Origin of the sequence: Mycolicibacterium wolinskyi str. Jessa 2025, assembly GCF_049241375.1 — a bacterium.
In the GTDB taxonomy this organism is placed as follows: domain Bacteria; phylum Actinomycetota; class Actinomycetes; order Mycobacteriales; family Mycobacteriaceae; genus Mycobacterium; species Mycobacterium wolinskyi.
This window is the reverse complement of record NZ_CP185960.1, coordinates 3,021,989-3,042,498: the sequence shown is the minus strand read 5'-3', so window position 1 is coordinate 3,042,498 and position 20,510 is coordinate 3,021,989. Positions and strand designations below refer to the sequence as shown.

19 protein-coding genes and 1 pseudogene are annotated in these 20,510 nt (G+C 69.6%); 7 read left to right on the top strand and 13 right to left on the bottom strand.

Annotation, left to right across the window (positions count from 1 at the left end):
* Window positions 1-18 precede the first annotated feature (18 nt).
* The 8 genes from ACOI2T_RS14970 to ACOI2T_RS14935 form a co-directional block, all read right to left on the bottom strand.
* Entirely contained in the window at window positions 19-483 is a 465-nt protein-coding gene (locus tag ACOI2T_RS14970; protein ID WP_067852833.1) for an FxsA family protein, read from the bottom strand.
* Between the two features lie 65 nt (window positions 484-548).
* Window positions 549-929 (bottom strand): PPOX class F420-dependent oxidoreductase, encoded by a 381-nt coding sequence (locus ACOI2T_RS14965; protein ID WP_067852834.1) that lies wholly within the window; start codon window positions 927-929, stop codon window positions 549-551.
* 20 nt (window positions 930-949) lie between these two features.
* Window positions 950-4,588 (bottom strand): cobaltochelatase subunit CobN, encoded by a 3,639-nt coding sequence (gene cobN / locus ACOI2T_RS14960; RefSeq protein ID WP_409501789.1) that lies wholly within the window; start codon window positions 4,586-4,588, stop codon window positions 950-952.
* A 302-nt stretch (window positions 4,589-4,890) separates the two neighbouring features.
* A complete protein-coding gene (locus ACOI2T_RS14955) occupies window positions 4,891-5,367 on the bottom strand; it encodes a hypothetical protein (RefSeq protein WP_409501788.1) in 477 nt (158 codons plus the stop codon).
* 2 nt (window positions 5,368-5,369) lie between these two features.
* Window positions 5,370-6,623 (bottom strand): DUF58 domain-containing protein, encoded by a 1,254-nt coding sequence (locus ACOI2T_RS14950; protein WP_409501787.1) that lies wholly within the window; start codon window positions 6,621-6,623, stop codon window positions 5,370-5,372.
* Between the two features lie 7 nt (window positions 6,624-6,630).
* Window positions 6,631-7,614: an AAA family ATPase gene (locus ACOI2T_RS14945; protein WP_409501786.1), complete on the bottom strand. Its 984-nt coding sequence runs from the start codon at window positions 7,612-7,614 to the stop codon at window positions 6,631-6,633.
* Window positions 7,611-8,102, bottom strand: a complete 492-nt coding sequence (locus tag ACOI2T_RS14940; RefSeq protein WP_409501785.1) for a hypothetical protein — start codon at window positions 8,100-8,102, stop codon at window positions 7,611-7,613. The genes ACOI2T_RS14945 and ACOI2T_RS14940 overlap by 4 nt, the downstream gene beginning before the upstream one ends.
* Window positions 8,099-9,028: a DUF4129 domain-containing protein gene (locus tag ACOI2T_RS14935; RefSeq protein WP_409501784.1), complete on the bottom strand. Its 930-nt coding sequence runs from the start codon at window positions 9,026-9,028 to the stop codon at window positions 8,099-8,101. The genes ACOI2T_RS14940 and ACOI2T_RS14935 overlap by 4 nt, the downstream gene beginning before the upstream one ends.
* An 82-nt stretch (window positions 9,029-9,110) precedes the next feature.
* Between ACOI2T_RS14935 and ACOI2T_RS14930 the strand changes: the two genes are divergently transcribed.
* The 6 genes from ACOI2T_RS14930 (at window position 9,111) to ACOI2T_RS14905 (ending at window position 15,082) form a co-directional block, all read left to right on the top strand.
* Window positions 9,111-10,046 carry a TauD/TfdA dioxygenase family protein gene (locus ACOI2T_RS14930; protein WP_067852846.1) on the top strand — a complete coding sequence of 312 codons (936 nt, stop codon included), beginning with the start codon at window positions 9,111-9,113 and terminating at the stop codon, window positions 10,044-10,046.
* Between the two features lie 19 nt (window positions 10,047-10,065).
* Window positions 10,066-11,184: a precorrin-3B synthase gene (cobG, locus tag ACOI2T_RS14925; protein ID WP_409501783.1), complete on the top strand. Its 1,119-nt coding sequence runs from the start codon at window positions 10,066-10,068 to the stop codon at window positions 11,182-11,184.
* 9 nt (window positions 11,185-11,193) lie between these two features.
* Window positions 11,194-11,820, top strand: coding sequence for a precorrin-8X methylmutase (locus ACOI2T_RS14920; protein WP_085149698.1), 627 nt, complete (start codon window positions 11,194-11,196; stop codon window positions 11,818-11,820).
* The gene (locus tag ACOI2T_RS14915; protein ID WP_067852852.1) at window positions 11,817-13,313 is read left to right on the top strand and encodes a precorrin-2 C(20)-methyltransferase; all 1,497 of its coding nucleotides are present in this window, start codon (window positions 11,817-11,819) and stop codon (window positions 13,311-13,313) included. The genes ACOI2T_RS14920 and ACOI2T_RS14915 overlap by 4 nt, the downstream gene beginning before the upstream one ends.
* Window positions 13,314-13,388: 75 nt before the next feature.
* Window positions 13,389-14,021, top strand: a complete 633-nt coding sequence (locus ACOI2T_RS14910; RefSeq protein WP_409501782.1) for a TetR/AcrR family transcriptional regulator — start codon at window positions 13,389-13,391, stop codon at window positions 14,019-14,021.
* The gene (locus ACOI2T_RS14905) at window positions 14,018-15,082 is read left to right on the top strand and encodes a phosphotransferase family protein (RefSeq protein WP_409501781.1); all 1,065 of its coding nucleotides are present in this window, start codon (window positions 14,018-14,020) and stop codon (window positions 15,080-15,082) included. The genes ACOI2T_RS14910 and ACOI2T_RS14905 overlap by 4 nt, the downstream gene beginning before the upstream one ends.
* Here ACOI2T_RS14905 and ACOI2T_RS14900 read toward each other — a convergent pair.
* The 4 genes from ACOI2T_RS14900 to ACOI2T_RS14885 are packed head-to-tail and all read right to left on the bottom strand — an operon-like array spanning window position 15,066 to window position 18,483.
* Complete coding sequence (locus ACOI2T_RS14900) at window positions 15,066-15,791, bottom strand: cobalt-precorrin-6A reductase (protein WP_409501780.1); 726 nt, start codon at window positions 15,789-15,791, stop codon at window positions 15,066-15,068. The two genes, ACOI2T_RS14905 and ACOI2T_RS14900, sit on opposite strands and share 17 nt — an antisense overlap.
* Before the next feature lie 6 nt (window positions 15,792-15,797).
* On the bottom strand, window positions 15,798-16,553 hold the full coding sequence (gene cobM, locus ACOI2T_RS14895; RefSeq protein ID WP_085149689.1) for a precorrin-4 C(11)-methyltransferase: 756 nt from the start codon (window positions 16,551-16,553) through the stop codon (window positions 15,798-15,800).
* Window positions 16,550-17,728, bottom strand: coding sequence for a precorrin-6y C5,15-methyltransferase (decarboxylating) subunit CbiE (gene cbiE / locus ACOI2T_RS14890; RefSeq protein ID WP_409501779.1), 1,179 nt, complete (start codon window positions 17,726-17,728; stop codon window positions 16,550-16,552). The genes cobM and cbiE overlap by 4 nt, the downstream gene beginning before the upstream one ends.
* Window positions 17,725-18,483 (bottom strand): decaprenylphospho-beta-D-erythro-pentofuranosid-2-ulose 2-reductase, encoded by a 759-nt coding sequence (locus tag ACOI2T_RS14885; RefSeq protein WP_409501778.1) that lies wholly within the window; start codon window positions 18,481-18,483, stop codon window positions 17,725-17,727. Before ACOI2T_RS14885 ends, cbiE begins: the two co-directional genes overlap by 4 nt.
* A 35-nt stretch (window positions 18,484-18,518) precedes the next feature.
* Here ACOI2T_RS14885 and ACOI2T_RS14880 point away from each other — a divergent pair, with 35 nt between their 5' ends.
* The gene (locus ACOI2T_RS14880) at window positions 18,519-18,932 is read left to right on the top strand and encodes a F420-dependent biliverdin reductase (protein ID WP_067852867.1); all 414 of its coding nucleotides are present in this window, start codon (window positions 18,519-18,521) and stop codon (window positions 18,930-18,932) included.
* Between the two features lie 371 nt (window positions 18,933-19,303).
* On the opposite strand, the pseudogene ACOI2T_RS14875 reads toward ACOI2T_RS14880, so the two are convergent.
* Window positions 19,304-20,432 (bottom strand): annotated as a pseudogene (locus tag ACOI2T_RS14875) (M24 family metallopeptidase).
* Window positions 20,433-20,510: the final 78 nt, after the last annotated feature.

The following is a 20,510-nucleotide window of genomic DNA, read 5'->3' as shown; positions in this document are numbered from 1 at the left end:
GCGGCCGGTGACGGCTCGTTATTCGGGCTGGGGCCTGATCGCCGGACGGGTTGGCGTCCAGGTGCCGGGTGCATCGTGGACGTCGATGACCTCGCCGTCGATGTAGTCGCGGCGCGGGGTGATGAACGTGACGTGCCGCGCGACGCCCCGCGCGGCCAGGCCCGCCGCCAAGGGACGCACCGCCGAGCGGGTGAGCGGGACGAGCATGAGCAGGCCCACTGCCGTGGTCACCAGGCCGGGGACGAACACCAGAACGGTGCCGAGCGCCACCAGGGCGCTGTCGGTGACCTGGGCACCGGGGTTGGTCGTGCCGCGGCGCAGCGTGGCGAGCTGCTTGCGCAGCTGCGAGCCGGCCAGCGCCAGCCCGACGACGAACGCGCCCACGAGGGCCAACAATGTCCAGCCGACGCCGATGGTGGCCGCGAGCGCGACGATCACCGCCATCTCCACGATCACGTAGAGCAAGAAGTACCGCATCAGCATGCAGTGACAACGGACGAGCGACGTCCAGGGTTCCGCCCGCGCTCAGATGTCGATGGCGGCGTGCGTTACGCCACGGCCCGGATTTCGAGCGCCACGTTGTTCTTCATGCCGCCGCGCAGCTTGGAGAAGAAGTTGAACGTCTTGCCGAGCAGCCCGTAGCGGCTGCCGATGGCGCGGTAGGCGTCGGCCGTGCGGACCGCGTTGACCGCCGCGACCGCTTCCACCGGCTCGCTCTTGGGATTGCCGCGCATGTCGCACTTGGCGATCGTGACGCGCGGGGTGTTGCGGATCCGCTTGACCTTCCAGGACTTTTCCTGCGTGATCACGATCAGGCCGTCGCCGTCCGGGGCGGCCCAGATCGGCGTCGGCTTCTCGCGGCCGTCCTTGGTGAACGTGGTGAGCAGGATGTATTCGGATCCCGCGACATCGGCGAAGGTGAGGGCCATGCCACGAACTTAGCGTGGGCTCACCCTTCGAGCTCGCCTTCGGTTTCCAGCAACACCTGTCGCAGCCCGTCGAGCGTGGCCTGTTCGGGGTGTGCCCACATGCCACGGCCCGCGGCCTCCAGCAGGCGCTCGGCCATGCCGTGCAGCGCCCACGGATTGGATTCGGCCATGAACTTGCGGTTCTCGTCGTCGAGCACGTATTCGGCCGACAGCCGCTCGTACATCCAGTCGGCCATCACGTGGGCCGTGGCGTCGTAACCGAACAGGTAGTCGACGGTCGCGGCCATCTCGAACGCGCCCTTGTAGCCGTGGCGGCGCATCGCGTTGATCCAGCGGGGATTGACGACGCGCGCCCGAAACACCCGGTTGGTCTCCTCCGACAGCGTGCGCGTGCGCACCGCGTCGGGGCGGGTGTTGTCGCCGATGTAGGCCGCGGGCGCTTTGCCGGTCAGCGCGCGCACCGTGGCGACCATGCCGCCGTGGTACTGGAAATAGTCGTCGGAATCGGCGATGTCGTGTTCGCGCGTGTCGGTGTTCTTGGCCGCCACGGCAATTCGGCGGTAGGCGCGGTTCATGTCGTCGGCGGCCGGTGCACCGTCGAGTCCCCGCCCGTACGCGAAGCCACCCCATGCGGTGTAGACCTGGGCGAGGTCGGCGTCGTCGCGCCAGTTGCGGCTGTCGATCAGCTGCAACAGCCCGGCCCCGTACGTGCCGGGCTTCGAACCGAAAATGCGTGTGGTGGCGCGCCTTTCGTCGCCGTGCTCGGCCAGGTCGGCTTGGGCGTGCGCGCGGACGTAGTTGTCGGCGGCGGGCTCGTCGAGACCGGCCACGAGCTTGACCGCGTCGTCGAGCATCGTCACGACATGCGGGAACGCGTCGCGGAAGAACCCGGAGATACGCACCGTGACGTCGATGCGGGGCCGGCCGAGCTCGGCGAGCTCGATGGGCTCGAGGTTGACGACGCGCCGCGACGCGTCGTCCCACACCGGCCGAACGCCCAGCAGGGCAAGCACTTCGGCGATGTCGTCGCCCGCGGTGCGCATGGCCGATGTCCCCCACACCGAAAGCCCGACCGACTGCGGCCAGCGGCCGTGATCGGTGCGGTAGCGCTCGAGGAGCGAATCCGCCATGGCGACACCGGTTTCCCAGGCGAGCCGCGATGGCACGGCCTTGGGGTCAACCGAGTAGAAGTTGCGGCCGGTGGGCAGCACGTTGACCAGGCCGCGCAGTGGTGAGCCCGACGGCCCGGACGCGATGAAGCGACCGTCGAGCGCCCGCAACACCTGGTCGATCTCGCGTTCGGTTCCGGCCAGCCGCGGGACGACTTCGGTCGCGGCGAACCGCAGGATGCGCGCGACCTCGGGGTTGTCCGTCAGCCGGTCGACAGCGCCTGGGTCCCAACCGCTTTCCTGCAGGGCGGCGACCAGCTCACGGGCCCCGGCCTCGGCCGCGTCGACCGCGGCGCGATCGTCGGAACCGTCCTCGGTCAGGCCCAGCGCCTGCCGCAGGCCCGGCACCGTCTGTTCACCGCCGAACAGCTGCCGGGCCCGCAGGATGGCCAGCACGAGGTCGAGTTCCCCTTCGCCGGTGGGTTTCTGGCCGAGTACATGAAGGCCGTCGCGGATCTGCACATCCTTGATCTCGCACAGCCAGCCGTCGACGTGCAGCAGCATGTCGTCGAACGAATCCTCGTCGGGACGGTCCTCAAGCCCCAGGTCGTGGTCCATCTTCGCGGCCCGCATGAGCGTCCAGATCTGCTGACGGATCGCAGGCAGCTTGCCGGGGTCGAGCGCGGAGACGTTGGCGTGCTCGTCGAGAAGCTGTTCCAGACGTGCGATGTCGCCGTAGGTCTCGGCCCGCGCCATCGGCGGGATCAGATGGTCGACGAGCGTCGCGTGGGCACGCCGCTTGGCCTGCGTGCCCTCGCCCGGATCGTTGACCAGGAACGGGTAGATCAACGGCAGGTCGCCGAGCGCGGCGTCGGTACCGCAGGCCGCGCTCATGCCAAGGGTCTTGCCGGGCAACCACTCCAGGTTGCCGTGCTTGCCGAGGTGCACGACGGCGTCTGCTTTGAAGTGGGCGTACGAGTCGCCGAATTGCCCGTCTAGCCAACGGTAGGCGGCCAGGTAGTGATGGCTGGGCGGCAGATCCGGGTCGTGGTAGATGGCCACCGGGTTCTCGCCGAAACCGCGCGGCGGTTGGACCACGATCACGACGTTGCCGGCCCGCATCGCCGCGATGACGATCTCGCCGTCGGGGTCACGGCTGCGGTCGACGAACAGCTCACCCGGCGGTGGACCCCAGTGCTCGACGATCGCGTCGGCCAGTTCGGCGGGCAGCGTCGCAAACCACGCGCGGTAATCCTTGGCGGACACGCGGATCGGGTTTCCGGCGAGTTGGCCATCGGTCAACCAATCCGGGTCCTGGCCGCCGCGCTCGATGAGTGCGTGCATCAGGGCATCACCATCGCCGGACTCCAGACCGGGGATGTCGTCGGCCTCGCCCAGGTCGTATCCGGCCTCCCGCATCGCGCGCAGCAGCGCGAGCGCGCTCGCCGGGGTGTCGAGGCCGACCGCGTTGCCGATGCGGGCGTGTTTGGTGGGGTACGCCGAAAACACCAGGGCGACGTGCTTTTCGGCGGCCGGGACGGATCGCAGCCGGGCATGCCGCACGGCCAGTCCGGCCACCCGTGCGCAGCGTTCCTGGTCGGGCACGTAGGAGATCAGGCCCTCGTCGTCGATCTCCTTGAAGGAGAACGGGACGGTGATGATGCGGCCGTCGAACTCGGGCACCGCGACCTGGGTCGCGACGTCGAGCGGGGTCAGGCCGTCGTCGTTACCCGACCACTGTTCACGGGAACTGGTCAGGCACAGCCCTTGCAGAATCGGAACGTCCAGCGCCGCGAGGTGGGCCACGTTCCACGAGTCGTCGGCTCCCCCGGCGCCCACCGTGGCCGGGGTCGACCCACCCGCGGCCAGCACTGTGGTGATCAAAGCGTCTGCGGTGCCGAGCAATTCGAGTAGTTCAGGTTCGGCGGTCCGCAGCGACGCGCAGAAGATCGGGAGCGGGCGCCCGCCGGCGTTCTCGATGGCGTCGCACAGCGCGTCGACATAGCCGGTGTTTCCGGCCAGCTGCTGGGCGCGGTAGAACAGCACCGCGACGGTTGGGCCGTCGGCGGCGGTGTTCGCCCGTTCCAGCACGCCCCAGTTCGGCGTGCTGACCGGCGGCGCGAAGCCGAAGCCGGTCATGAGCAACGTGTCGGACAGGAACGCGTGCAGGTTGCGCAGATTCTCGACGCCGCCCTGGGCGAGATAGATGTGGGTTTGCAGGGCCGCACCCTGCGGCGCGGTCGAACGGCCCATCAGGTCGGCGTCGGGTGATTGTTCGCCGCTGACGACGACGGCCGGCACGCCACTGGCCACGACCGTGTCGATGCCGTCCTGCCAGGCTCGGTAGCCGCCGAGGATCCGCACGACGGCGACGTCGGCACCGGCGAGCAACTCCTCCAGCTCGCCGCCGACCAGCCTCGACGGATTGGCCCACCGGTACTCCGCGCCGCTGGCGCGGGCAGTGATCAGATCGGTGTCCGACGTCGACAGCAGCAGGACGGTAGGAGCAGCGGACGTGGTCGGATCAGCCGGATCAAGTGGGTCAGACACTCACCATTCGTACCGCACCGGCTGCGGCAGTGGTGCAGTCGGTGCGGTACGCGACGGTGTCAGCGCTGGATTTCGCCGAAGCGGTCGTGCCACGACTGCCGGTACGGCCGGCCCGTGGCGGCCACGAGCACCAGTACGAACGCGACGAAGACGCCAAAGGCAAGCATGGTCGCTCCTTTCTAGAACCGGTTTCAACTTGCGGTACCGGTGGTCCCGGGTACTTGCCGCAAACGTACGCCCAAAGCCGCCGAAAATCGTCGATCTGTAAGGGACGGAACAGCTTTCCAGTTCTGTGACGGATGTCACATCTGACGGTAGTTGGCCGCGGTCCAGCGCTGCTCACCGATGAACGGGCGCAGCGCCAGCAGGTACACGACACCCGCCACCAGTGGGGCGAGCAACGGCACCCACGGCACCGTCACAGGCAACGCGGCGGCCGCCAGCGCCAGCACGGTGAACCCGATGGCGGTGAGCATCGTGGGGCGCGTCGTCGTCACCACCTCCGGGGTGCCGACCGCGTACCTGATCACGAGATACGCCACTGCCGAAAGACCCGCGAGGGCCGCGAACACCGGCTCGGGTTCGGACAGCGCGAGTGCGGACGCGGCCGCGACGACGGCAGCCGTCGCGACGGGCCGCAGCAGCAATGCGACAAGAACGCCCACCGCGGCGACCGCCGCTGCCACCAACGCCGGACCGTCCGCCGGAGCCGCCGTGGCGGCAGCCATGAGCAACCCGAACACCGTCGAGAACGCACGCGGGGCCGGTTGCGCCGACATCGTCACAACCGCCGGTGCACGTGCCGGTGCCGGTCGGGTATCAGGCGCATCGCGTCCTGCAACGGGCCGTCGCTTCGCCAGTGCACGACGTCGACGCCGATCGTGCTCATGTCGCGGTACATCGCCGACCGCTGCAGCGCCCACATCCGCGCGATCAGCGGATCCAGTTCGCCGTCGAACGGCGCCCCCTCCAGCACGTCGACCGCGACGACGTGGTGACCGCGCTTGGACAGTTCGATCAACGCCAGCGCGAATTCCGTGCTCAGCAGCGTCGAGAAGGCTACGACGATCGCACCGGGTGGCACTGCCGCGCGCGGGGCCAACGTGCCGGTCGTGGTTTCGAACCCGCTGCCGACGCCGAGCACGGCGTCGAGCACGCGGTAGAACTGCCTGCGCCCGATGTCGAGGCCGAGCCAGCGCGGCCGGCGACCGCCCAGCGCGACGATTCCCGCGCGATCGCCGTTGCGCAGCGCGCTCTGCACCACCTGGGCCGCGCCGCGCGCCGTACGTTCGGTGGCCTGCGTTGCCGGTCCGGGCGCCTGGTCGTGCGTGTCGATCAGCACGACGACGTCGGCCCCGCGGTCGGTGAGCCGTTCGGTGACATGCAACCGTCCCCGCCGCGCGCTCACGGGCCAGTTGACGGTGCGCAGATGGTCACCCGGCACATAGGGCCGCACGTCGGCGTACTCGACGCCGGGCCCGGTGTGCCGGGTCAGGTGGGTGCCGAGCCGATCGGGCAGTTCAGCCCGCGGGATCGGGGTGCCCTGCGGCGCGGCAAGCGGGAACACGTACAACTCGGCGGCCTCGACGGTCGCTTCCCCGACCATCAGCCCGCCGGGCGGGATCACCTCGACACGTGCCCGCACCGGATATCGGCCCCACCGCGTCGCCCCGGCCGCAACCGTGGCTCGGTCACTCGTCGCCGCACCGACGTCGACAGTCATGCCCCGGCTCGGCTGGACCGTGAGCACACAACCGGTACCGGGAGCGGCCGCGACGCGCACCGACACCGGGACAGTCTCGTTCTCGAAACACCGCACCGCGGCGGGCTCGCCGCACACCTCGACCCGGCCCGCCGGCCGCTGCCAGTGGACCGAACACAGCACGCCGAGCAGCGGAGCCGCGAAAACCACCAACTGCCAACGTGATCCGGCTACCGCGGCCACCAGCACCAACGCGGACGCGGTGGCGATGGCCTTGGCCAGTGGTGCCGCGCGCCAGTGCGGTACGGCTTCCACGCGACGGACCTCGGACATGGCCGGATCAGGCCGGCCCGGGATGGGTACGAGGCACCGGAAGCCTGCGCAGTAGTTCGTTCATCACGTCCGAGCCGTGGATGCTGCGCACCCACATCTCCGGGCGCAGGCTGATGCGGTGTGCGATCGCCGGGACCGCGAGCGTCTTGACGTCTTCGGGGATGACGTAGTCGCGGCCGAGCAGCAACGCGCGGGCCCGCGCCAACTGGACGAGGTCCAGTTCGGCACGCGGACTGGCACCGACCGCGACCTGCGGATGATGCCGGCTCGACGCGGCCAGGGCCACGACGTAGTGCAGTACGTCGTCGTGCACGCTCACCTGTTCCACCGCTTCGCGCATCGCGAGGAACTGCGGGCCGTCGATCACCTGGTGCACGTTGACCTCGGCCGACCCGCGGTCAAGCCGGCGCCGCAGCATCGCGGTCTCGTCGGCGGTCGAGAGATATTTGAGCTCAAGGCGTATCGAGAACCGGTCGAGCTGGGCCTCCGGCAACGGATAGGTACCTTCGTACTCGATCGGGTTGTCCGTGGCCAGCACGATGAAAGGGGCTGGCAGTCGGTGTGTTTGGCCGTCGATGCTGACCTGCCCCTCGGCCATCGCCTCCAGGAGCGCGGCCTGGGTCTTGGGCGGCGTCCGGTTGATCTCGTCGGCCATCAACAGGTTGGTGAAGATCGGGCCCGGCCGGAATTCGAAACGGCCGGACTGCATGTCGTAGACCGTCGAGCCGAGCAGATCCGCGGGCAACAGATCCGGGGTGAACTGCACGCGCGTGAACTTGAGCCCGAGCGCGGCGGCGAACGACCGCGCGATGAGCGTCTTCCCCAGCCCGGGAAGATCTTCGATGAGCACGTGCCCGCGGGCCAGCAGCGCGGTGAGGATCAGCGTCAGTGCCTCGCGCTTGCCCACCACGACACGTTCGATCTCGTCGAGCACGGCATGTGCGGTCGCAGCCGCCGACTCCTGCGCGGATACGGGCACCGGGCCGGTCATAGCCGCTCCAATCGTTCGAGGATCTCGCCGAGAACCGCGCGCCCCGGACCGGGCTCGTCGGCGCGGCCTGCCGAGGAGGCGACGTTGTTCGGATCCACCCACTGCCACAACTGTTCTCCGAACAGCATCCGGCCGGTCGCGTGGAACGCCGCGGGATCGCCGGCCTGGCGGTGCCCGGTTGCCGCGGCGAACTCCCTGGCCAGTCGCGGCCGCAGATGCCGGTCCCATTGCAGCCGCGTGGAATCGGCCCGCCGGATCAACGTTTCGGTCTCGGCCCGCCACTGCGCGAGCAACTCCGCGGCATCGTCGGAGGACGACCATCGATCGTCTGCCTCGTCGTCGGAGCGCAGCGACCAGCGCATCGCGAGCAACAGGATTGCCAGTGCCGCACCGGCCGCCCAGCCCACCAGGCTCCGATCGGGTAGCGCAACCGACCAGGCCTCGACCAGGATCACCAGCAGAAAGCCCGCCACCACAGTTCTTTTCACGCCAGGCTCCGTAAATCGGCAAGTACCCGGTGCAGCGCCGCCACCGCGGCGTCGCGGTGGGCCTCGGTCATCACGTGCGGGCTGAACCTGGCCTCGGTGAACAACTCGACGAGTTCGGTTGCGCTGTCGGCGGACAACGCGTGGTGGTTGACCGCGCGCGCCAGCACCTCCGACGGGGTGTCGGAATCCTGCGGTACCGCACCCGGTGCCTGCGCCAACCCGTGCTCCATCGCGGCGTAGCACGCGATGATCGCGGTGCGCGGGTCGCGGCTGAGATCTGCGATCTCGGCCAGGCCGAGTTCGGCTGCGCGCGCGAGAGTTTCGGGCCCGCCAGGGCTCGGCGGTGACGCGATGTGCTCGCCGTCGTCGAACCAGGTCCCCGGGCGCGCACGCCGTCTGGCCTGCACGACGGTGCCGAACGCCACGATCAGCAACAGGATCACGGACGCCACAGCCAGATACCTCAGCGCGCTGTCCCCGCCGCCGACGGGGTCGGGCGGTTGCTGCGGGGGCGACCCCGGCGGCGCAGAAGCCGGCGGTGACGACGACGGCGCCGGCTCATCGGGTTCGGCCAGGCGGGTGATCAGTACGAGCACCAGCAGCCACCACAACAGCGCCGCCAACGCGACAAGCGCCCACCGCCAGCGCAGCCGGACCTGCAGCCCGCGCAATTCCAGGCGTCCGAAGCCCTCATCACCGACTGGGCGGTCGAGTTTGCGGGGTGCGGCGATCACGGCGAACGCGAACCCCGCGAGCGCGACCGCCAGCAGGGCGATCAACGCCACGAGCCCGGCCGGCGAATCGGTCCGGGCCTCGGCGGGCGCACGCTGCCCGCCCGGCACATAACCGCGCAACGCGATGGCAGCCACGACTACAAGCGCGAGCACTGTGGCCACGCGCCCTGCCGCCTTATCGATGCCGGGCATTGCCTGGACAATCGTCGCACGGTTTTCGATCGTGGCCAGCGAAATGCTTTACCCGACCGCGCGCGGATGACGCAATGATCGAGTGAGTGAAACCCGCGCAACCAGCCTGACCATCACCAAACTCGGTGCGCACATCGGCGCCCGCGTCGAGGGTGTGCGCCTCGGCGGCGATCTGGACGCCTCGACCGTCGACGCCGTCAACGCCGCGCTGCTCGAGCACAAGGTGCTGTTCTTCCCCGATCAGCACCACCTCGACGACGATGGGCAACTCGCATTCGCGCACCTTCTCGGCACGCCCACCACCGCACATCCCACGCTGTCGCGCGGAGAGCAGGTGCTTCCCATCGACTCCCGCTACGACAAGGCCAACAGCTGGCACACCGACGTCACGTTCGTCGACCGGATCCCCAAGGCGTCCCTCCTGCGCGCGGTGGCGCTGCCGGACTACGGCGGCACCACGACGTGGGCCTCGACCGAGGCGGCCTACGATCAGCTGCCCGCACCGCTGCGGGCGCTGGTCGAGAATCTGTGGGCCACCCACACCAACCTGTACGACTACGCCGCCCAATTCCCGTCGCCGCACGGCGACAACCCCAGCGAGACCGAGCGCGCATATCGCGACCAGTTCGTCTCCGACTATTACGAAACCGAGCATCCCGTGGTGCGCGTGCATCCGGAGACCGGCAGGCGTGTCCTGCTGCTCGGCCACTTCGTGAAGAAGTTCGTCGGGCTCGGTTCGACCGAGTCGGCGGCGCTGTTCCGCTTGTTGCAGGACCGGATCACCAAGCTGGAGAACACGGTTCGGTGGAGCTGGCGGCCGGGTGATCTCGCGATCTGGGACAACCGCGCGACCCAGCACTACGCGGTGGCCGACTACGACGACCAGTACCGCAGGCTCAACCGCGTCACGCTCGCCGGCGACGTCCCGGTCGACATCCACGGCGAGCGCAGCCGCGTCGTCAGCGGCGACGCGTCGGCGTACTCGAACGTGGTCGCCCCGGTCGCGCTCGCCGGCTGATCCTTAGAATGGGTCCGGTATGGCTCGGACCCGTGACCACGACGCCTGCCCCGGCGCGCTGACCGTGCATCAGGCCGCCGATGGCGCCCTGGTGCGTATCCGGCTGGCCGGCGGCGCGATCACCGCGGCCCAACTCGCGACGCTCGCCGAGGTGGCCACCGAGTACGGCTCCCCCGCAATGGAACTCACGTCGCGCGGCAACATCCAGCTTCGGGGCCTCACCGACACCGCCGCCGTCGCCGGTGCGCTGACCGGGGCCGGGTTGTTGCCGTCACCGACCCATGAGCGGGTGCGCAACATCGTGGCCTCACCGCTGTCGGGCCGGTCCGGCGGCCTCGCTGACGTCAGGGGCCTGGCCGCCGGGCTCGACCTCGCCATCCAGGCCGAACCGGCGCTCGCCGAGCTGCCCGGCCGGTTCTGGTTCAGCCTCGACGACGGCCGCGGTGACGTGTCCGGATCGGGGGCCGATGTCGGCGCGCACGTGCTCGACGGCGACACCGCCGCCCTGTTGCTCGCCGGCACCGACACCGGGGTACGGCTGGAGGTCGCCGATGTCGTACCGACACTGGTCGACGTGGCGCGGCGATTTGTCGTGACGCGCGGGAAAGCCTGGCGGACAACCGAACTCGACGACACATCGGACTTGCTCGCGGGCTTGACCGCGAGTGCGCCCGCCGGCACCCGGTGGCCGCCGACCGTCAAACCGCCGGTCGGCTGGATCGAACAGCACGACGGCAGGATCGCACTGGGCGCCGGATTACCCCTAGGCCTGCTCGGCGCGCGCGAGGCGCAGTTCCTGGCGGCCATCGAGGCGCCGATGGCCATCACCCCGTGGCGTTCGGTTCTGGTGTTCGACCTGGACGAGGGCACCGCCGACGTCGCGTTGCGGGTGCTGGCCCCGATGGGGCTCGTGTTCGACGAGAACTCGCCGTGGCTGGACGTCAGCGCCTGCACCGGCAGCCCGGGTTGCGCGAAGTCGGCCGCCGACGTGCGGTCGGACGCGGCCGCGGCCACGGCCACCCCTTCACCGACACACCGGCACTTCGTCGGCTGCGACCGGGCCTGCGGCAGCCCGCCCGTCGGCGAGGTCCTCATCGCCACCGAGGACGGATACCGACTGCGTCAACCGCCCCCGTAGGGTTAGCGGGTGCTCGACTACATCCGCGATGCCGCCGAGATCTACCGGCAGTCGTTCGCGACGATCCGCGACGAGGCGGAGCTGTCGCGATTCCCCGCCGACGTGTCGCGCGTGGTGGTACGCCTGATCCACACCTGCGGCCAGGTCGACGTCACCGAGCACGTCGCCTATACCGACGACGTCGTGGTCAGGACGCATGCCGCGCTCGCCGCGGGCGCCCCGATCCTGTGCGATTCCTCGATGGTGGCGGCCGGTATCACCAGGTCGCGGCTGCCCGCCGACAACGAGGTGGTCTCGCTCGTGGCCGACAGCCGCGCACCCGAGCTCGCCGCGCGGCTCGGCAGCACCCGGTCGGCGGCCGCGGTCGATCTGTGGGCCGACCGGCTCGACGGCGCGGTGCTCGCGATCGGCAACGCTCCGACGGCCCTGTTCCGGCTGCTCGAACTGCTCGACGACGGCGCGCCGACGCCTGCGGCGGTACTCGGCGGACCGGTCGGCTTCGTCGGGTCGGCGCAGTCCAAGCAGGAGCTGATCGACCGGCCCCGCGGGATGTCCTACCTGGTGGTCACCGGCAGGCGCGGTGGCAGCGCCATGGCCGCGGCCGCCGTCAATGCGATTGCGAGTGAGCGGGAATGACCTCAAGAGGAGTGCTCTACGGCGTCGGCCTGGGACCCGGCGATCCGGAACTGGTGACGGTCAAGGCCGCCCGGCTGATCGGCGAGGCCGATGTCGTGGCCTACCACAGTGCCCGGCACGGCCACAGCATCGCCAGGAGCATCGCCGAACGCTATCTGCGGCCCGGGCAGCTCGAGGAGCACCTCGTCTACCCCGTCACCACCGAGACCACCGACCATCCCGGCGGCTATGCCGGGGCGATGGAGGATTTCTACACCGAGGCCGCCGAACGGATCGCCGAACACCTCGAAGCCGGGCGCGACGTCGCGTTGCTGGCCGAGGGCGACCCGCTGTTCTACAGCTCGTACATGCACATGCACACCCGGCTGACGCAGCGATTCGACGCCGTGATCGTGCCCGGCGTGACATCGGTCAGCGCCGCGTCCGCCGCCACCGGCACGCCGCTCGTGCAAGGCGACGACGTGCTGACCATCCTGCCCGGCACCCTTCCGGAGGACGAGCTCAAACGGCGGCTGGCCGACACCGACGCCGCCGTGGTGCTCAAGCTCGGCCGCTCCTATACCAAGGTGCGCGAAGCGCTTTCGACGACCGGCCGGCTCGACGAGGCCTACTACGTCGAGCGGGCCAGCACACCGCGCGAGCGGGTGGCACCCGCGGGCGAGGTCGACGCCGCGAAGGTGCCGTACTTCTCGCTCGCGATGATCCCGGGCGGCGAGCGCCGCCCCGCGAGCGAGGGCAGCGTGGTCGTCGTCGGGCTCGGACCCGGTGACTACGACTGGATGACGCCGCAGAGCCGGCGCGAGCTCGCGGCCGCGACGGACCTGATCGGCTACGGCCCCTACCTGGACCGGGTGGGCATCCGGCCGGGTCAGCGCCACCACCCCAGTGACAACACCGACGAGCCCGAGCGGGCACGGCTCGCGTGCACGCTGGCTCAGCAGGGTCGGGCGGTCGCGGTCGTGTCGTCCGGCGACCCGGGTGTGTTCGCCATGGCCACCGCGGTGCTCGAGGAGGCCAAACAGTGGCCGGGCGTCGAGGTGCGCGTGATCCCGGCGATGACCGCGGCGCAAGCCGTGGCGAGCCGCGCCGGCGCGCCCCTGGGCCACGACTACGCGGTGATCTCGTTGTCCGACCGCCTCAAGCCGTGGGATGTGATCGTCGAGCGACTGACCGCCGCCGCCAAGGCCGACCTGGTGCTCGCCATCTACAACCCGGCGTCGAAGACGCGCACGTGGCAGGTCGGCGCGATGCGTGACCTGTTGCTGACCTATCGCGATCCGAGCACGCCCGTGATCATCGGACGGAGCGTTTCGGGCGCGCGGCCCGGCCCCGGCGAGAGTGTCCGCGTGGTCCGGCTCGCCGAACTGGACCCGGCCGAGGTCGACATGCGCTGCCTGCTGATCATCGGATCGTCGCAGACACAGTGGTACAGCGACACGGCCGACGGCAAGACCGAAGAACGCGTCTTCACCCCGCGCAACTACCCGGACTGACTGTCGTCGATTTTTATTGACTGCTGTCAGAATCCCGATTAGTGTCCGGCGTCACACCTGTTCGATGGGAGACGCGTGGCACAGCAGGGCGCATCGGTACGTTCGCCGATCGATCGTCGACAACCCCAGCGCAGCGATCAGCGCCGCACCGCGATCCTGGAGGCGCTCGACGAGCACCTGATGCAGACCGGCTTCGACGCGCTCAACATCGCCGAAGTCGCGCGGCAGGCCGGGGTCGGCCGATCGGCTTTCTACTTCTACTTCGAGAACAAGGCGGCCGCGGTCGCCGCGCTGCTCGAGCCGATGCACGACGCGCTGCTCGCCGCGAACAACATCCTGGCCGACACCACCGCGCCGCCGCGCGCACGGATACACGACACGCTTGACGCGGTACTCCGGACGGCCGAAGACCACCGCTACCTGTTCCAGGCCATGCTGGAGGCGCGCGGAGTCAGCGGGGCGGTGCGAGACATGTGGGATCAGGCTCGCGAATCGTTCGTGCCCACGGTCGCCGCGGTGATCACCGCCGAGCGCGCGAGCGGCCGCGCGCCGGACGGGGCGGACGCACACGTTCTCGCGAGCCTGCTGATGGAGTTCAACGACCGACTGGTGGAGCGGCTCATCATCGGCGGGCCGCTGACCCGCCGTCAACTGCTGGAAGGTGCGGAGGCCATGTGGATGGGCACGATCTACGGAGTGGTGCGGTGACCGCGGCGGTGTCGATCCCCAGCAGGCCGGCCGACGTCACCTCGTCGTGGCTGTCGACGGTCCTCGGGGTCGAGGTCAGTTCGGTGGCGACCGCACCGATCGGCACCGGCCAGACCGGTGCGACGTATCGGGTGTCGGTCACCTACCAGGGCTCGACGGATCTGCCCGCGACGTTCGCGATCAAGCTCCCGTCGCAGGACGACACCGTGCGCGACCGCGTCGTCATCGGATACCGCTCCGAGCACGCGTTCTACACCAATGTCGCCGACCACGTGCAGATTCCGGTGCCGCACTGCCATCACTGCGAGATCGCCGGTGAGGGAGCCGACTTCGTGCTGCTGCTGGCCGATATGGCGCCTGCGGTCCAGGGCGACCAGATCGCCGGCTGCACCCGCGACGAGGCCGCGCTTGCCGTTCGGGCGCTGGCCGACCTGCACGGGCCGACATGGTGCGATGCGCGATGGGCGAACTTCCCCGGTATCGCCATGCCCAAGCCCGAACCGGATTCGGCGAAGGGCTTCGGCGACATCGCCAAGATGGCCGCCGACATCACCCTCGACAAACTCGGTGATCGCATGAGCGCCGAGAATCGCGAAACCTTGAGCGCGGCAATGTCCGTGGTGACTCCGTGGCTGCTGGCCGAACCCGACCGGTTCACCGTGCTGCACGGCGATTACCGTCTCGACAACATGCTGTTCGACCCCGACCGCACCCGCATCACGGTGGTGGACTGGCAGACTCTCGGCTCCGGGCTGCCGGCCCGCGACCTGTCGTATTTCACCGCGACCAGCTTGCTGCCCGAGACCCGGGCGGCGGCCGAAGCCGATCTGGTCGACGAGTACCACCGCACGCTGTGCCGCCACGGCGTCACTGGATACGACCGTGAGACCTGTTGGCGCGATTACCGATTGGGCATGCTGCAGGCACCGCTGATCACCGTGTTGGGGTGTGCGTTCGCGACGTCCACCGAACGCGGTGACGACATGATGGTCGTGATGGCCGAGCGTGGATGTCAGGCGATCCGCGAGCTCGGCACGCTCGACCTCATCGCAGCGCTCTGACCCACGCCTGCGCTTCGTCGACCGTGGCGACGGATCGCACGCCCTCGGGCAGCGGAGGGCGGTCCACCATCACCACCGCGACCCCCGCCGTGGCCGCGGCCCGCAGCTTCGGCTGGGTCATGTCGCCGCCGCTGTTCTTGGTCACCAGCGCGTCGATGTCGTGTTCGCGCAACAGCGCCAGCTCACCCTCGTAGTGATAGGGGCCGCGCGACAGCAGTAGCTCATGGCGGGCCGGCAGCGTTTCGGCGTCCGGCTCCGTGACGGCTCTGATCAGAAACCACGCGTCCACGTCGCGGAAGGCCGTGGTGCCCGACCGCCCGGTGGTCAGGAAGATCCGCGAAAACCGCTGTTGCGTGATCACTTTCGCGGCCTCGGTGTCCGATCCCACCAGGATCGCGTCGCCGGGCGGCCAGGCCGGCCGGGCCAGGACCAGATGCGGTAACCGCAATTCGGCGCAGACCTGTGCGGCATGCGCGGTGATGGTCGCGGCGAATGGATGCGTCGCGTCGACCACGCCGTCGACGGCGGAATCCACGAGCCAACGGCGCATCCCGTCGACCCCGCCGAACCCACCGACGCGCACCTCGCCGACCGGCAGCGCCGGATCGGGCACGCGGCCGGCCAGCGAGCTGATCACCTCGACGTCGGGGTGCAGCGCCGCAGCCAGCGCGCGCGCCTCCCCCGTCCCGCCGAGCAACAGGATCTTCATCGTCGGTCAGTGCCTGCTGCCGCGGCGCCGGCCGGACGAATACAGATAGCTGTCGGTGAAGCCCTCGGCGGCGAGCACGTCGCCGATCACGATCACTGCCGTGCGGGTCACCTGCGCGGCGTGCATCTTCTCGGCGATGTCGGCCAGGGTGCCCCGCAGGACGATTTCCTCGGGCCAGCTGGCGAAAGCCACCACGGCACAGGGCGTCTCGGGCCGGTACCCGCCGTCGATGAGCTGCGGCACGATGGCGTCGATCTGCGCGGCGGCCAGATGCAACACCAGCGTCGCCCCGGGCCGCGAGAGCGTGCGCAGGTCCTCACCCTCCGGCATCGCGGTCGACAACGTGGCGACCCGGCTCAGCGTGACGGTTTGCGCGACACCGGGAACCGTGAGCTCCCGGCCGAGCACCGCGGCGACGGCGGCGAAAGCCGGTACGCCCGGCACGATCTCGTACTCGATGCCCAGTGCGTCGAGCCTGCGGCATTGTTCGGCCAGTGCGCTGTAGATCGACGGATCTCCGGAGTGCAGGCGCGCGACATCGAGACCGGCCCGGTCTGCCGTGACCAGTTCGTCGACGATCTGGTCGAGGTTCAGCGGCCCGGTGTCCACCACCTTCGCGTCGGCCGGGCACAGGGCAAGCAGATCGGCGGGCATGATCGACCCGGCGTAGAGGCATACCGGGCAGCTGCTGAGCAACCGCTGGCCCCGCACGGTGATGAGATCGGCCGCACCCGGTCCGGCGCCGATGAAGTACACCGTCATCGCTTGACCACCGACCACTGCGTGACGGGCAGCGCCGGGCGCCACGCGGTGAATCCACCGACTGCGCCGCCCCGATAGTGCTGATACCGCCGCAACTCGCCACCTTCCTTCGAATACCACTGTGCGACTAGCGCTTCTGACTCGACCGTGACGGCGTTGACCACGAGCCTGCCCGCGGTGGGCAACCGCTCGTAACACGCGTCGACCAAACCGGCCTGGGTGACGCCGCCGCCGATGAAGATCGCGGCAGGCTGGTCCGCGCCGTCGAAGGCCTCGGGTGCCCCGTCACGCACCTCGACCCTGGCCCCGAACGCGGCCGCGTTGCGGGTGATCCGGTCACGCCGCGCGTCGTCGCGTTCGAATGCGACCGCGCGACAGCCTGCTCCGCTTCGGCACCACTCGATCGCGATGCTGCCCGACCCCGCGCCGACGTCCCACAGCAGTTCGTCGGGCCGGGGCGCGAGCGCAGCCATGGTGACCGCACGCATGGCCTGCTTCGTGATCTGTCCGTCGTGGTCGAACACGTCGTCCGGCAGGGTGGTCAGCATCCGGTCGTCGGGCAGATAGCGCACGGCCATGACGTTGAGCGCGTCGACGTCACGCGGCGGGCGCATCGCCCACTCCTGCGCGGCGGCCGAACGACGCAGTTCCCTTGGCCCGCCGAGCTGTTCGAGCACCGTCAGCTCGGAGTCGCCACGCCCGGTCTCGGCCAACAACTTCGCGAGGGCGGCGGGCGTTGTGCTGTCACGCGACAACACCACGGCCTGCCCACCGCGCCGCACCGCGGTATGTGGTTGGGCGGTGACCAGACTGATGATCTCGGTGTCCTGCACCGACCACCCCATCCGCGCGCACGCCAGCGTCACGCTCGATACGTGCGGCAGCACGGCGACGGCGTCCGGACCGTACATCCGGATCAGCACGCTGCCGATCCCGTGCAACATGGGATCGCCGCTGGCCACCACGTGAACGTCTTGGTCGGCGCCGTCCAGAAGCGTGCGCAGCGCGGGCAGCATCGGCGACGGCCAGGCCCGGCGATCTGCCGTCACGGTGTCGTCGAGCAGGTCGAGCTGGCGTCGTGAGCCGTAGACCACCTTCGCCCTGGCCAACTCCGCGCGCGCGGCCGCCGACAACCCCGTCATGCCGTCGGCCCCGATGCCCACCACAATGATCATCGCGGCATCCTCCGCCAGATCATCTGCGGCACAAACCGCGTCACGAAGATCATCGGCCGGATCGCCCACGGCACCCACACCGCACGTTTGCCCCGGGCGAGTGCCTCCGCGACCGCATCGGCGACCTGGGCCGGCGTGCTGGAGAACGGGGCCGGGTCCATGCCTTCGGTCATCCGCCCGATCACGAAACCGGGCCGCACGATGAGCAATTGCACGCCGGTCCCATGCAGCGCATCCGACAGGCCACATGCGAAACCGTCGAGTCCGGCCTTCGCCGACCCGTAGACGTAGTTCGCGCGGCGCACCCGCGCACCGGCGATCGAGGAGAACACCACGAGCCGGCCGCGTCCCGCCGCGCGCATGCGCTGAGCGAGGACCGTCAGCAGACTCACCTGCGCGACGTAGTCGGTGTGGACGACGGCGACGGCGTGCGCGGCGTCGGTCTCGGCGCGGGCCTGATCCCCCAACACTCCGAACGCCAGAACCGCGGTGTCGATCCGGCCGTGCTCGGATTCGATCGCATCGACGAGCCCCGGATGCGATGCGACGTCGTCGGCATCGAACTCGCAGGTGTGCACGGCCGCCGCACCCGCTGCGCGCACCGCGTCGACCTGCTCGGTGAGCCGGTCGGCGCCTCGGGCGGCCAACACCACGGTGGCCCCCGAGGCCAGCCGAACTGCGAGCTCGGTGCCGATCTCACTGCGGCCACCGAAAACAACCACGACACGACGATCCGTGTCAGCCGTGTCTTTCATGGCAGCGATTATGTCCTGCGCTAGTTTGGACATCGATGGCGAAGGCAACCACCCGGCTCACGAACGACGCGCTGGCGTTTCTCACCGAACGCCATCTGGCGATGCTGACCACGCTGCGCTCGGACAATTCCCCGCACGTCGTGGCCGTCGGGTTCACCTTCGATCCCAAGACGCACATCGCCCGGGTCATCACCACGGGCGGGTCGCAGAAGGCCGTCAACGCCCACGAGCGTGGCGTCGCGGTGCTCAGCCAGGTCGACGGTGCCCGATGGCTGTCGTTGGAGGGCAAGTCGACCGTGAGCACCGATGCCGACGCGGTACGCGACGCCGAGCTGCGCTACGCCCAGCGCTACCGGACCCCACGAGTGAATCCGCGACGCGTCGTGATCGAGGTCCGCATCGAACGGGTGCTGGGCTCCTCTGAACTGCTCGACCGCGGACCGGCCTGAACCTGCCTGAATCCCGGCCTATCGGGGCCTTACCGGTCGGCCCGCCTACGAGCGACAATGTCGCTGACGACGTCCCACCGACACCATGTGTCACTGGAGTCCCACACTGCAGGTAACTGCTGACACTTCTGCCTCAGCATTCTCACTCGTAACGCGATTTCGGCTGCCCGCATACGAGCGACATTGTCGCTCGCAGGACGGGCACGCAACCACTGAGACCGATGTGGCAGGGCGTCACTTCCGAGACAGATGTGACCACGCCCACTGTGACCGGCGATGCCGCTGAGACCGCTGAGGCGATTTGAGCGACATTGTCGCTAATAGGCGGGCGAACCGACCACACCGATCACCCGGCCGCCCAGCCGGGGCACCTACCGCACGGGCACCACGACGAGATCGTGCGCCTGGTTGTTGACCGACAGCGCCCCGTCTTCGGTGACGACGACGATGTCCTCGATACGCGCACCCCATTGCCCCGGGAAGTACACGCCGGGCTCGACACTGAACGCCATGCCCGCCTCGAGCGGCAGGTCGTTGCCCGCCACGATGTAGGGCTCCTCGTGCACCGACAGGCCGATGCCGTGCCCGGTGCGGTGCACGAACGCATCGGCCAGACCTTCGGCGGCAAGCACGTCGCGCGCCGCGGCGTCGACCTGCTCGGCGGTGATCCCGGGCCGCACCGCGGAAACCGCGGCCGCCTGAGCGCGCTGCAGTACCGCGTAGCGTCGCGCCACCTCGGGGTCGGGCTCACCGATGCTGTAGGTGCGGGTGCAGTCGGAGTTGTAGCCGGGCTCGTAGGGGCCACCGATGTCGACGACGACGATGTCCCCCTTCTTGAGTTCGCGGTCCGAGCATTCGTGGTGCGGATCGGCGCCATGCGGACCGGACCCGACGATGATGAACGCGACCTCCGAATGTCCTTCGGCGACAATCGCTTCGGCGATGTCGGCGGCGACGTCGGCCTCGGTGCGGCCCGGCACCAGGAACTCGGGCACCCTGGCGTGTACCCGGTCGATCGCCGCGCCCGCCTTGCGCAGGGCGTCGATCTCGGCGGAGTCCTTGATCATGCGCAGCCGCCGCAGCACGTCGGTCGCGAGTACGGGTACGACGCCGAGCATCTCGGCCAGCGGTAGCAGGTGCAGCGCGGGCATGGAATCGGTCACCGCGACGGCGACGGGCGCTCCCCCGAGCGCGTCGACCACGAGCCGGTACGGGTCCTCGCCGTCAACCCAATCAGCCACTGCAACACCGAGTTCGGTGACTGCCGATTCCTTGAGCGAGGCCAGCTCGAGGCGCGGCACCACGATGGTGGGGGCGCCGTCGGCGGGCAACACGAGAGCCGTCAGCCGTTCGAACGTCTGAGCGCGCGAGCCGACCAGGTAGCGCAGGTCATAGCCGGGCGTGATGACCAGGCCGGCCAGCGCCGGCCTCCGCGGCTGCGGCCGCGGCCGCCCGCAGCCGCTGGGCATAGACGTCTGTACTGAATCGGCTGATCGTCATGGCATCGAGGCTAATCGCTGCCGACCCGCTACTGTCGCTGGAATGTTGCGTGATATCCGCGACCTCGCCGCCGACCCC

Excerpts from the sequence above, each read along its gene's own strand:
- cbiE (WP_409501779.1), bottom strand. The coding sequence starts at position 17,728 with ATGATCATTGTGGTGGGCATCGGGGCCGACGGCATGACGGGGTTGTCG.
- ACOI2T_RS14915 (WP_067852852.1), top strand. The coding sequence starts at position 11,817 with ATGACCTCAAGAGGAGTGCTCTACGGCGTCGGCCTGGGACCCGGCGAT.
- ACOI2T_RS14970 (WP_067852833.1), bottom strand. The coding sequence starts at position 483 with ATGCTGATGCGGTACTTCTTGCTCTACGTGATCGTGGAGATGGCGGTG.
- ACOI2T_RS14935 (WP_409501784.1), bottom strand. The coding sequence starts at position 9,028 with ATGCCCGGCATCGATAAGGCGGCAGGGCGCGTGGCCACAGTGCTCGCG.
- ACOI2T_RS14885 (WP_409501778.1), bottom strand. The coding sequence starts at position 18,483 with ATGAAAGACACGGCTGACACGGATCGTCGTGTCGTGGTTGTTTTCGGT.
- ACOI2T_RS14950 (WP_409501787.1), bottom strand. The coding sequence starts at position 6,623 with ATGTCCGAGGTCCGTCGCGTGGAAGCCGTACCGCACTGGCGCGCGGCA.
- ACOI2T_RS14880 (WP_067852867.1), top strand. The coding sequence starts at position 18,519 with ATGGCGAAGGCAACCACCCGGCTCACGAACGACGCGCTGGCGTTTCTC.
- ACOI2T_RS14900 (WP_409501780.1), bottom strand. The coding sequence starts at position 15,791 with ATGAAGATCCTGTTGCTCGGCGGGACGGGGGAGGCGCGCGCGCTGGCT.
- cobG (WP_409501783.1), top strand. The coding sequence starts at position 10,066 with ATGGCTCGGACCCGTGACCACGACGCCTGCCCCGGCGCGCTGACCGTG.
- cobM (WP_085149689.1), bottom strand. The coding sequence starts at position 16,553 with ATGACGGTGTACTTCATCGGCGCCGGACCGGGTGCGGCCGATCTCATC.
- ACOI2T_RS14945 (WP_409501786.1), bottom strand. The coding sequence starts at position 7,614 with ATGACCGGCCCGGTGCCCGTATCCGCGCAGGAGTCGGCGGCTGCGACC.
- ACOI2T_RS14965 (WP_067852834.1), bottom strand. The coding sequence starts at position 929 with ATGGCCCTCACCTTCGCCGATGTCGCGGGATCCGAATACATCCTGCTC.
- ACOI2T_RS14955 (WP_409501788.1), bottom strand. The coding sequence starts at position 5,367 with ATGTCGGCGCAACCGGCCCCGCGTGCGTTCTCGACGGTGTTCGGGTTG.